Source organism: Arthrobacter sp. Sr24 (genome assembly GCF_054511175.1).
On record NZ_JBTNDB010000033.1, the window covers coordinates 25,372 to 36,343 of the forward strand.

Annotated in this window: 11 protein-coding genes and 1 pseudogene; 3 read left to right on the forward strand and 9 right to left on the reverse strand. The window is 55.7% G+C overall.

Annotation, left to right across the window (positions count from 1 at the left end; translation table 11 throughout):
* Positions 1–1,050: 1,050 nt before the first annotated feature.
* Positions 1,051–1,641, reverse strand: a pseudogene (locus ACX80D_RS16160) (DUF4113 domain-containing protein); the annotation flags it as partial.
* Positions 1,642–1,865: 224 nt separating this feature from the next.
* Between ACX80D_RS16160 and ACX80D_RS16165 the strand changes: the two are divergent.
* Positions 1,866–2,261 carry a hypothetical protein gene (locus tag ACX80D_RS16165; protein WP_459323897.1) on the forward strand — a complete coding sequence of 132 codons (396 nt, stop codon included), beginning with the start codon at positions 1,866–1,868 and terminating at the stop codon, positions 2,259–2,261.
* A gap of 431 nt (positions 2,262–2,692) precedes the next feature.
* On the opposite strand, the gene ACX80D_RS16170 is transcribed toward ACX80D_RS16165, so the two are convergent.
* From ACX80D_RS16170 to ACX80D_RS16180, 3 genes are read right to left on the reverse strand one after another with little or no spacing between them, the layout of a single operon-like run.
* Positions 2,693–3,967 carry a hypothetical protein gene (locus ACX80D_RS16170; protein ID WP_459323898.1) on the reverse strand — a complete coding sequence of 425 codons (1,275 nt, stop codon included), beginning with the start codon at positions 3,965–3,967 and terminating at the stop codon, positions 2,693–2,695.
* Positions 3,968–4,020: 53 nt separating this feature from the next.
* Complete coding sequence (locus tag ACX80D_RS16175) at positions 4,021–5,100, reverse strand: HigA family addiction module antitoxin (protein ID WP_459323899.1); 1,080 nt, start codon at positions 5,098–5,100, stop codon at positions 4,021–4,023.
* Positions 5,101–5,113: 13 nt separating this feature from the next.
* Positions 5,114–5,413, reverse strand: a complete 300-nt coding sequence (locus ACX80D_RS16180) for a type II toxin-antitoxin system RelE/ParE family toxin (protein WP_459323900.1) — start codon at positions 5,411–5,413, stop codon at positions 5,114–5,116.
* A gap of 621 nt (positions 5,414–6,034) precedes the next feature.
* Between ACX80D_RS16180 and ACX80D_RS16185 the strand changes: the two genes are divergently transcribed.
* Complete coding sequence (locus ACX80D_RS16185) at positions 6,035–6,316, forward strand: DUF3892 domain-containing protein (protein ID WP_459323901.1); 282 nt, start codon at positions 6,035–6,037, stop codon at positions 6,314–6,316.
* A gap of 397 nt (positions 6,317–6,713) precedes the next feature.
* On the opposite strand, the gene ACX80D_RS16190 is transcribed toward ACX80D_RS16185, so the two are convergent.
* Positions 6,714–7,529: a potassium channel family protein gene (locus ACX80D_RS16190; RefSeq protein ID WP_104112138.1), complete on the reverse strand. Its 816-nt coding sequence runs from the start codon at positions 7,527–7,529 to the stop codon at positions 6,714–6,716.
* A gap of 113 nt (positions 7,530–7,642) precedes the next feature.
* A complete protein-coding gene (locus tag ACX80D_RS16195) occupies positions 7,643–8,227 on the reverse strand; it encodes a recombinase family protein (protein WP_104112137.1) in 585 nt (194 codons plus the stop codon).
* A 310-nt stretch (positions 8,228–8,537) separates the two neighbouring features.
* Between ACX80D_RS16195 and ACX80D_RS16200 the strand changes: the two genes are divergently transcribed.
* The gene (locus ACX80D_RS16200) at positions 8,538–8,939 is read left to right on the forward strand and encodes a nuclear transport factor 2 family protein (RefSeq protein ID WP_459323902.1); all 402 of its coding nucleotides are present in this window, start codon (positions 8,538–8,540) and stop codon (positions 8,937–8,939) included.
* A gap of 247 nt (positions 8,940–9,186) precedes the next feature.
* On the opposite strand, the gene ACX80D_RS16205 is transcribed toward ACX80D_RS16200, so the two are convergent.
* The 3 genes from ACX80D_RS16205 to ACX80D_RS16215 all read right to left on the reverse strand — a co-directional run.
* The gene (locus ACX80D_RS16205) at positions 9,187–9,402 is read right to left on the reverse strand and encodes a hypothetical protein (RefSeq protein ID WP_459323903.1); all 216 of its coding nucleotides are present in this window, start codon (positions 9,400–9,402) and stop codon (positions 9,187–9,189) included.
* Between the two features lie 196 nt (positions 9,403–9,598).
* Entirely contained in the window at positions 9,599–10,426 is an 828-nt protein-coding gene (locus ACX80D_RS16210) for a hypothetical protein (RefSeq protein ID WP_459323904.1), read from the reverse strand.
* A gap of 2 nt (positions 10,427–10,428) precedes the next feature.
* Positions 10,429–10,972, reverse strand: a 544-nt coding sequence (locus tag ACX80D_RS16215; RefSeq protein ID WP_459323905.1) for a TerC family protein, incomplete at its 5' end; no start/stop codon positions are given.

Here is a 10,972-nt window from a genome sequence, read left to right on the forward strand (position 1 = left end):
CCCGATAGCTGTCTCCTGATCGAGAGCACAAAAAGAAGTGGCCAGCCTATTGGGGGGCGGCTGGCCACTTCACATAGAACACTACAGAAACATTCTGACCGTTTGCCATGCACAGCCTCGAAGGTAACAACTGGCGGACGCGGAGCGTCGGGCAGCTGTTGCTGAGGCAGTGGCTGCGGAGCGGGGCCGGATCATTCACGCCCAGGCAATGGCGTTGCGGATGCTGGCACCAGCGAGCCTGAGCCAGAATCTGAGCAAGTCTAAGGCACGGTCGGCGAACAGAAAACTCAACCGCAACAGACACCAATTTCCACACTCACGACACGCCAAGGACCATCCCCAAGAATTCCCCGCGCTGGCGGGAGCTCTATGGGCCGAAAGTCCTAACACATCGTTTTGTTCGCGTCCCTGATACTGCGCAGTTTGGCAGTAACCGTCGGGTCTACAGCGGGGCCGGTAGAATTAGTGCGTGACTATTTTGACCCCTATGAAGACATACTCCACGATGCGGATTAGGGGTTCGTCGAGTCAGCTGTTGGTTAAAGCGCGAAGGGACCGGGTGCAACCGGTCCCTTGCTTTGAACTGCTAACAGTCCGTTGAGCTGGCTACGAAACCAAACTCTGTAACTTCATATCTACAGAATAGTTGTAAAAGCACGTACGTGCCTAGTTGGATGCTCGCGCCCTCGCCTTTTAGCGACTGGGAGGTTTCGCGTTTTGACTGCTAGGTGCCTACCTTTCAACAATTTTTCGTGTCTAGCTCCCTCACAGAAGGGAGCAACATCATGGACCAGCATTTTCCCTGGGATATGTTGACTTGCTTGGTGAACGTGGCACTCCTTGTTTGGACTGTCTTGTTCCTGACGCCGGGCATGTAGCCTGACGACAGCATGGCCGGTGACCCTCCTTATGGAGCGGTCCCGGCCATTGCTGTCGCTGCCGTTAGTCCTTCGATACGGGGCATTTCCCGTCTACGGTGGCCAGTATTTCTACCCACCCAAGCGCGTTGATAACTGATTTCAACCGGGCCGCCGTCCCCAACGGCCTAATTCATGATGCTTTGGCTATGGGGAGTTCGTCCCAGTGTGTGGTGTAGCGGGGGCTGAGCATGTCGCGTTTCATGGACCAATCAGGACCACCTTTAATGCCGGCTGGCCCGAGTCCGATACTCCCCCGCCCGTACTTCTTCGAAACATCTTCAAGCAGCTGCCCGATGTGGCGTTCCTCGTGTGGATTTTCAAAGAGTTCTAGGGGTGCTTGATTGCCGGTGGGGCGTAGATCAGTGACCATGATCCCGGCACGGACGTATTTGACGCCTTCAACGATTCTTGGTGGCAGGGCGTAGGCTGCCCGGGCCAACAGCATGGGATCTGCCGTGGGCATCGGCAGCGGCACGCACACGGAGGGATAGGACGTGTCGCCGGGGTTGTAGTAGGACGTGGCCCCAAAGGCCGTGAGTACTTTGGCTTGCAGGTTGTGTTTGGCAAGGCGGGCGCTGGCTTGCTGCGCGTACAAGCTCATGACCTGACGCATATCGGCTTGGGTAGTAATCGGGGTCGAAAATGAACGACTGAAAATCAGCTGATCTCGCCCGATCCGTTCTTCCTCCATCGGGATACAGGGCTTGCCCTGTAGCTCTACCGTGCGACAGCTCGATACGATTGCGTCGGCAACAAGGGAAACCTGTACCGATCGTGGGTTGATGTTGACGTGGTTGGAATTGCCGATTTGCCCAACAGGATCTATTCCAACGAAGTTGCGCGGGCCTGCGGATAGAGTCCCACCCCGCCGATAGAATGATGGCCTGCGGCCGTCTTTCACGTGACGCGCTATAGATTCCATTTTCCCGACAATAGGAGTCAAATATGACCTCGGTAGTCCGACTTGTGAGCGTTGTTGACATCAACGAAGGCTCAAATCCGCTCATGGTTTCAGTTTCGGTGACGCACATGGCCGAACTGGACAATGGACAGTCACTCCTACTGCTGGACGACCGTGGTTGGAATTCGAACCAACCCTGGACTGCATCCGATGCCGCGGAGATCCAAGAGACGGCACGCACTGTGGTTGGCCCCGATGAACCCTACGGCGACCAGACCATAGACGATGCAGTTGCAGCCTACTGGGACTACATTCGGAGAATTCTGGCAGAAGAGGGAATCAAGACAAGTTCAGCCAACCTCATGACAATCAAACATGATGTTGTCCTGAGTGACAGCGTGCTAGGGCGGCTTAACAGCGAGAACGGCCGCCTTGGCTGACTTGTGAATTTCCATAGTAGCTATTGCCTGGCTTTCTCAAATGAATCACTTGGCAAAAAATTGCAACCACCGTTGAACGCCAGAGGAGCGTACCAATTCCAATGAATTGGTACGCTCCTCTGGCGTTCATACTCCCAAATTCATCGACCCTCTTCCTGATCCGAATGGCCGCTCTTGGCTCCCAAATCAGGTGCAGTCTGCATCTATTCACAAAATTCGAAAAAGTCTCTGGTGCTACTGGCGGGGACAGAAAACTATGGTTGGGCTTTCAGCGGAGGCGTCTTGCAAGCCATGGGATTCGAGACACATAGGTTATGAGACACTCGACGACTGTCACTGGCAATGATTTTCTGATCAATTGAAGGCGGCAACTGACTAATGGCCAGATGATCAATGTTCAGAAGCTGAAAACTTCGTAAATTCCTGAAATACTACAGCATGTAGGTTTTGAGGTCTTTGTGTTTTTCTTGCCATTCTTTGCAGTCTGGGTGGCTAGCCAACCAGTGACGCAGCGCTCCCATGGCGTCGGTGATGTCACTGAGTAACGCTATTTGGCGGTGGATAAACGTCCGATCAGTGATGTTGTGGCGAATAGCATGGGCAGGTCCTTGCCGGTATTTTCTGACTTCACGCAGTGGACCGAGCAGCTTTCGCGCTTCTTCCTCGGATGCTCCTCCGCCCTGCATAAAGCGCTGAAGGCGATTCAGTGTAGCGATTCTCTGTCTATCTTCGCCGATTCCGGCTACGCCTGCACTGTCGAAGAACTGCGGACGTAGATTGTCCGATAGTACTTTGTCGAGCTGTACGACAAACTCATCCCACTCTCGTTGTGACGAGCGGAGAAGCCAACCCAAATCTGCTGGCCTTTCCGTAGTCCGAAACATGTTCTGTCCGAACGCCAAGGTTGAAAGTTCGTTCAAGTTCTCGAGTTCCATGAACAGCCGAGTGAAAGGTCCGACTGCATCCGGCCAGTGGCCCATCTGTGAATTCCACCAGAGCGGGTGGGGTTCTAGTCCAGACCCATCGACTTGGTAGGTCTCCCATCGTCTTTGGTGCTCAGGGGTCAGTGATACCAGATCACAGTGGAAAACGGCGACTCTCCGGACTATAGGTGAGTTGGGGTCGTCCGGATCGAAGCCACTGAGGTCATATGCGAAGCCAATATGGCTGAGTCCAACATGATCCCTCTCGAACACATCCTCGTGCTCAAAAGCCTCGTCTCTGAGGCCCATGCTTGCTCCAGCATCGCCAAAGCCAAAGCGGAAGCGGCTGTCGTTTCGGTATTGTTCGAGCACATCGAACTGAAAGTAGGCTAACTCCAATGTGCCCTTGCCCCGTGCCATCGCTCTTGCATATGGGCGTCCAGAGAATCGGTTCGGGAGGCGAACTCCCTTCATCCCCGCAGGTGTTGGATAGAGGCATACTCCATAGTCGGCAGTGTCGAGTTCATCGACGTCGTTGATCTGATCTTCGGGAGACCGTCGAGATGGCCACGGACGGATGTGGATATTCATGTAGTCAGAACTAGTCACCACCTGAAGCAAACCGGCTTCGATCAGCTCTACGGCGGGCATGCGTTCATCTACCGCGGCAGTCCCGCGGATATGATAACCGTTGAAATCTGGCGACTGGAGGTAGCGCTGACGGACGTTCTTCAGAAGGTCCGCGGCACCCTCACTTAAACTGGAATTAACATCTTCGCTCAACGCTGATCCTTTCGATCCGTCCAGTTTCAGTCGTTCACCTGATCGATGTCTGCCTAGCTCCAGCGCTCTAAGTGTGCACTCACGGTCGGCGCTCCTTTTGCTAGGGCCGTTCGGTAGTCGAGTGTTTTATCTCGTTGTAGTTTCCCGAGTACAACCACTGGATGGACGCCTATCCGCTGCGCGGTGGAATTGATCCAGCCCCTTCGCACGGCCGCTGGCGGTGCGGGCAGCCCCCCGGGAATCTGCCACTCGCCAGCCATCTCGTCAGCCGCTAGCTCTATGGGTTCGGTAGACGAATCTTCGTCTATAACGAGACGTTCGGATGTCACATGGCCTAGGACAATGTGAGCCACTTCGTGAAGCAGAGTAAAGAGAACAACATCGAGTCGTTTACCCCTACCTGACAGGGCAATTACCGGTTGCTGAATGTCGTCATCAAGAAGAAAGGAGGCTCCATTTAGCTTGCTTCCAGGGAATGCCTCGACGTAGACGAGGCGTACTCCGACGGCAGCAAAATCTCTGGGAAGCTCTGCAAACATGTTTGGGTCCGAAACCAAGGCAGACAGTCTTTCAGCAAGTTTCTTGAGCCCCTCGGCGTCGTATCTACTGGCGGTAATCTTTTGCGCGTGCTTACGGGCGCAGGCCAGCCAGGCTTTTTGAGTCGGGGTAGGCTCTTCGTCGCGGTTAGAACGACGTGCCGCTGCAAGAAAACGGGGGGTGTCTTCAATGTGTTCAATTTGAAACAGATCGACCAGTTCATTTTTCTGCTCCACCAAAGATCTGCCAGTCAAAATGCCGCGTTTGAGAAGTAAAGAAACCGGGGCAAGTTCATTCATCCGAGCGCGGAGCTTTACCTCGTCCAAGTCGATCCGGGTAGCGGCATTCTGAGCTTGATTCCAAAGGAGATAGGAATTCTGCAGATTTAGCCAGTACTCTGGGCCGGTCCCAAGAGCTGCCCCGATCTGAGCCGCTGACTCTCGGGTGATTTCCTTTTTACCGGCAATTATTTCCGAAACGAACTGTGCCGGGCGTCCAAGAATCTGGGCAAAGTCGCTCTGAGACCAATGACGCTCTTCAAGCTCCTCGGAAAGAAAATCCCCGGGAGGGAAAGCTTCAACGAGCTCGTGGGCCATAGTTATCAGTCCTTCAGTGGTAGTCAACGGCTTCAATGACGATGGCTATACGCCCGCCATCCTGCGTCTGGAACCGAAGAATAAGCCGATACTGCGTATCTATTCGAATTGACCATGTTCCAGCACGGTCCCCCTTCAGCTTCTCCAGATGAAGGGACTTCAACGCTCTTAAATCTTGATCGTTGACCGCCGCATGCAGTTGTTGGATCCGTCGTCTGTAAGCCTTAGTAACGTTTGGGGCCCAACGTGAAGTGCGGTGGTCTGGCTCGTAGGCGAGTTTCCGGAGATCCTCGTCCTCGTAGTCCACCTGCATTCTGTAAGCCGTCCTTCACCCCTGATGTGAATAACACCTTACAGGAAGAGGCCAATCTCTTAGGTATTACTATACCCGATTCCTTGATATGGCGCATCACCCTTGCGCACTATCAACTATGCGAGTAGGCTCATCTTGTCGGAACTATCCGGCACGTAAAAGGGCGGACCCGTGACAGCGGATCCGCCCAGCAACTTGAGGTCAGAACCGCAAGCTCCATGGTTAGTGGTAGTAGCGATTCTAACGGAGTCCACGGCGCCCAAGCATGGCCGCCCTCCCCCTTATATGAGTGTTCTGAGGAGGACACCATGGCACGATCAGTCAGCCGCAGCGCCAGGACCGGACGTTTTGTCACAAAAGCCACCGCCGCGCGATCCCCGCGGACGACAACGACGGAGCGAGTCGGCAGCGGAACCGGGAATGGACGCAGTGTGAATCGCTCAGCCTCAACGGGCAGGTTCGTCACCGACGCAACCGTGCGGCGGAACCCCAGTGGAACAATCACACAACAGGTCTGAAACCCCAAGGGGCTGAATCCAATATTTACGCCCCTTCAGAAGCTTGCATCCAAGTCCCTATGGGAAGTATGCACGCGAACCATTCAAAAATTAGGAGTAAATAGTGGCAGTAAGAATCACCCACGTACACATTGAGGGATTCCCTGAAGATCATCAGCACATCACCAGCTACAAGTGGGTAGATGAAGCAGACAACAAGACTGACACCAGTAGCAAACTGGCGATGATCGAGTGGATTGATGTGAAAAAAGGCCAGGCATATGTAGGAACCGGTTCTCTAAAGGTGAAAGTGGGCGTGGTCCGCCCTGAAAACGCTGCGCCGTACCTCCGCACTTACGCCGATAGCCAGTGGAACAACAACCTGCTGGCCCTGCCCAGGTTCTAGGTACAGAACGCGAGCCAAACAAGTGAAGTCACTGCGTCATTGACGCAGTGACTTCACTTGTTTGTGCCTTGGCATTTGACCGGATGTAGATTCCGCGACGTTCCGGCTGCCTGTAATGCCGGCCATTATCGAGGCGCGCGCAAACGATTTCTGAAAAATTCAAAACGACATGGTTTTCCGGGCGATATTCTCCTATAGCCGGGCCTGACTTGATGCCCGATGAAAGCGCCCCACCAGCAGCACTCCGAACTTCTCATAACCCTAGGGATAGGAGACGTCTCACCAACGTGGCATCCACTGCGACGGTGCTGCTCCACCTTTTGCCGTCTCGCGCTAGTTCGTTCATGGCGACGATTCTTATATCTATGTCTCGAAACTTTCAGTGCGAATCGCTGTATCAATCGTTAGTTTCGAGACACATTGAATCGGCCGAACAGCTAGCTATTCCATGCGACGCGATGGCACTAGGATGCTCTACTTCGCTCTTGGAGGCTACCGTTGAATTTTGGGTACCAGTGGCACTACTTATTTCCCGTCGCAGGGCTTTGATTTCTTCGTGGAGCAGTTCTACATGCTCGACTGTCAGAGACTGGGTTTGGACGTCTTCGGCTGAGACCTTATCAACTAACCAGCTCGCTAAAGTCGCGGTGACAGTTCCGAGCAGTGCTATGCCACCAATCATGAGTCCGACGGCGACGAGACGACCTGTGGTGGTGACTGGGGAAAGATCACCGTATCCAACTGTTGTGATCGTGACGACGGCCCACCATGCCGCGTCTGCAAAGGAATTGATGGACGCTTCTGCTGCAGTTTTTTCGGCTTCGTACATTGCTAGGGCACCGATATAGGTCAAGAGCGCGGATGCGGCAATGACATAGGTGACTACACGTCCGCGCAGGGCGTTTCCAGCGACTCGTTGGAGCACCCCTATGAGAGTTACGAGTCGCAACAGCCGTAAAGGGCGCAGCATTGGCAACACTACAATCGCCAATTCATGTATATGCCTGAAGAACCAGTTCAAACGCTGTGGCGCCAGCCACAGGGAGATTCCATAGTCAATCAAAAATAGTACCCAGGTGGTCATCATGAACCAGCCCGCTATCTGGGCTACGGACTCCGATGCCAATACTTGGACAGAATAGGCTGCCAAGAACAGGACTGAAATACAGATTAACGGCCACTCGGAGAAGCGTTCCCATTGCTCTAAAGTCATGACGGAAGCCTATAGGTTCCCCATCATCCTCAAGACGGTGATAACCGGGTACATAAATTCACGCTATGGACGTTCCTATGTCACTCCGGCCTGATCGATGGAATGCTGTGGATCTACCCCGCAGCCTCGCCGGCACGTTTAATGGCGCGGTAGACGGTGGAACGGGCAACTCCGAAAAGCTCTGCAATTTCAGCCGTCGTATGCGTTCCTGCTAGGTGAATCGAAACCAAGAGTGCTTCTTGTGTTTTGGACAGCTTGGGCTGCTTACCTCGCAAACGTCCTTTTGCTTTGGCGACAGCCATCCCCTCACGAGTTCGTGCCCGGATCAGATCTGCCTCAAACTCTGCAACCATAGCCAGAACATTGAAAAGGAGCCTACCCACAGGATCAGTAGGGTCATGGACGGAACCACCGATACTGAGCTTGACCTCGCGACGGGTGAGTTCATCAACGATGTCCTTTGCATCGCGCAGCGACCGGGCCAGACGGTCGAGCTTGGTCACCACGAGTGTATCCCCGCCCCGGCAGGCTGCCAGTGCTTGCCCAAGCCCAGGACGGGCCCTGTTGGCGCCGGTGAGGCCCTGGTCGGTGAAGGTCTTCTCCGGTGACACCCCCATAGCAAGCAAGGCGTCTTTTTGGGCGGTGAGGTCTTGGTCAGTGGTGGATACGCGCGCATATCCAATCAGGAGTCCAGTCATGGTTTTCGAGTGTACCGTTTACGCCCCCTTCACCGGGCTTTTTCTCGGGCGGGTCATACGGGAATCTAATGCCTGCGGAAACTAGCGGATTCCAAAATTTCAGAAGGCGTATGCACACGCCCCGGTGGTGGACCGGCTTGCGGGACATTTTGAAAAAGTCAGCACAGAGCAACACTGAACGAACCTATAACGTGAATCTGCTCGGCCAATAGTAGCGTTGCAAGCAATTGCAAGTCTTATGGGAACCGGGCTGCTCGCGCAGCCCGACCAACCTGCAGTCACCAAGCATCTACGTCAACAGGAATTCAACATGCAAACTATCGAAGCCGCGCAACGCTGGGTGACAACATGGGCCACCGCTTGGCCACTCAAGGACGTGGATGCAATTGTCGGGCTGCAAGCTGACGACGGCGACCACTGGGCCTCGATGTTCAGACCATTGCGTGGGCCTAGCGGTCTGCGCGCTTATCTGGAGGAATGCTTCGCCGAGGAAACCCAACCGGCAGAAACATGGTTCAGCGAACCAATCGTCAATGGAAGTTTAGCTTCCGTCGAGTACTGGATCGTCATGTTCATCAAGGACCAACCAATGACCGTTTCAGGATGCACAGTACTTTCATTCGACGATTCAGGCTCAGTAACAACAGCGCGAGACTACTCACACGTCAAAGACGGGCACCACTTGCGACCTGAGCTTCCATTCCGCGCCTGACGCCACGCGCTGTCCCGTTGGAGGTTCCGCTTGCGGACGCGCCAGTGCCATGCAGACGATTCCTGAAGTCGCAATAGGCCCTCCCAGTCATCAGCGGCCAGCACCTCGCAGCCCCATCGATACCGGCGAGACCAATGATCATGACTCACCGCCATGCTCTTTGGCCAACGCCGGAAACGATCGGCGGGCCGTGCGCACATGCGCACTGTCCCCCTCATCATGCGATATTCTCATCCCTCGTTGGACGCTAGTTCCCGTCCTGATCTTCGTTCTGGCCGTTCTGACGGTCAGTACCCTCGTCTTGTTCGTCCTGCTGGTCAGGGCCTTCGTGCTGGTTCTCCGCACCATCCTGTTCTTCCACTGATGGTGTTGGTGGGAGTTGTGTGTTGTCGCAACTGGTTAGCAAAAGGGCTCCGGCAAAGAGCAGGGTGGAGCCCAAGACTGCTGTGGCTCGGGTTTTCATGGAGATCCCTTTCGTAGGTGGCTGTCGACATGGGGAAGACCGTCAGGAGCGCATCGACCTCGTGATGCTTTGTAGCGGGAGGCGTCCCGGCAAAGCGGATCGCCCAAGTTCCCCATATCTCGTTTGGCTATCCGAGGAGATAAGTGCCGGGATGAACGGGCATGCAGTGCCCGCTGTCGACGAACTGGCCTCGGGTTCAGCGGCCGAAGAGGTCATCAAGTCCCGGCAAGGAGAAATTGGATCCGACATCGTTGAACTGCTCGCCAAGGCCCGAGACGGTTTCACCGGCATTGGCCGCGAACTCTCCCATCCCTCCGGTCAGGCCCTCAAGGTCGATGCCGTTGCCCAGGGCGTCGAAGTCGATTCCGATGTTTGACGCCTGCTCCAGGAGCGGTCCGGCCAGCGAGCTGACGACGGCTCCCCCGGCGACGGCCGTGAGAACACCTCCTGCCAGGAGCCCTGCCCCTGCCGCGGCGCCTCCCACCATCACTCCGCGACCGATGCCGCTGCCCGTGCGTGAACTCCCCCCGTCGGCGCGGGCAAGCAGGCCGCGGAGAAAACCGGGCCGTCCGGCCTCCGCGCGGCCCGCAGTTCGTGCCAGGTCATCGGCGCCGGAGGTTCGGGGATGGTCCTTGGTGGGAAGTTCCGTGCGCATCCGCTGCTGGATTTGATCCCGCTGGGCCGGTGTCAGGCGTTCGAAGGCTTCGCGGTGCATCTGTTCTATCTGGTGCGGATCGGCGGTTTCCAGGAGGTAATCGTAGCGCGCGATCGCTGCCCGGTCGGCGTTGTTGATCTCCTCGGATGCCGTGCGCGAACCGGAGCGGTGCGACTGGGCGCGATACGCATCGCTGGAAGCTGGCCGGCGGCCGGCAGAAGCCTCGGTGGCGCGTCCGTCGCCAGTCAGGGTATCTGCTGCATTGCGGACGATCGCACGCCAGTCGTTCTGGCCGGCGTTCTTGGGCTGATTCGTCGTACCGGACTTGTCCAGTGCTTTCTGGGCGAGGCCCGCGAGTTTGGAGAGCATGTTCATTTGGAGTAATCCTTCGTGGTGGAGGGGTCGCCCGGTGCGGATACACTGGGACGTTTTTGGTTGCCGCGGGTCTTGAGCAGGCTCGCCACGGTGGCCACGGTGATCGTGGCGGCAATAAAGATGAGGGAGAAGGAGATCGGGATTTCGGGGATCCACAACAGCGGCTGCCCGCCGTTGATGAAGGCAATCTCATTGACGTGCAGTGCGTGGAAGACGAGCTTCACGCCAATGAACGCCAGGATGACGGCAAGGCCTTGGGAGAGGTAGACCAGTCGCTCCAGCAAGCCGCCGATGAGAAAGAACAGCTGTCGTAGCCCCATCAAGGCAAAGACGTTCGCCGTGAAGACGATGTAGGCCTGGTCGGTGAGGCCGTAGATGGCGGGGATCGAGTCGACAGCGAAGATCAAGTCGACGAACCCGATGGCGATGATGGTGAGCATCATCGGGGTAACGAACCGCTTGCCGTCCTTCTTCACGGTGAGCTTGTCTTCGTGGTACTCATCGGTCACCGCCAGGTGGCGGCGTATGAAGCGCATGAAC

What these genes read in the sequence shown, in the direction of transcription:
- ACX80D_RS16195 (WP_104112137.1), bottom strand. Translation starts at nt 8,227, where the DNA reads ATGACTGGACTCCTGATTGGATATGCGCGCGTATCCACCACTGACCAA.
- ACX80D_RS16210 (WP_459323904.1), bottom strand. Translation starts at nt 10,426, where the DNA reads ATGCTCTCCAAACTCGCGGGCCTCGCCCAGAAAGCACTGGACAAGTCC.
- ACX80D_RS16200 (WP_459323902.1), top strand. Translation starts at nt 8,538, where the DNA reads ATGCAAACTATCGAAGCCGCGCAACGCTGGGTGACAACATGGGCCACC.
- ACX80D_RS16205 (WP_459323903.1), bottom strand. Translation starts at nt 9,402, where the DNA reads ATGAAAACCCGAGCCACAGCAGTCTTGGGCTCCACCCTGCTCTTTGCC.
- ACX80D_RS16180 (WP_459323900.1), bottom strand. Translation starts at nt 5,413, where the DNA reads ATGCAGGTGGACTACGAGGACGAGGATCTCCGGAAACTCGCCTACGAG.
- ACX80D_RS16190 (WP_104112138.1), bottom strand. Translation starts at nt 7,529, where the DNA reads ATGACTTTAGAGCAATGGGAACGCTTCTCCGAGTGGCCGTTAATCTGT.
- ACX80D_RS16175 (WP_459323899.1), bottom strand. Translation starts at nt 5,100, where the DNA reads ATGGCCCACGAGCTCGTTGAAGCTTTCCCTCCCGGGGATTTTCTTTCC.
- ACX80D_RS16165 (WP_459323897.1), top strand. Translation starts at nt 1,866, where the DNA reads ATGACCTCGGTAGTCCGACTTGTGAGCGTTGTTGACATCAACGAAGGC.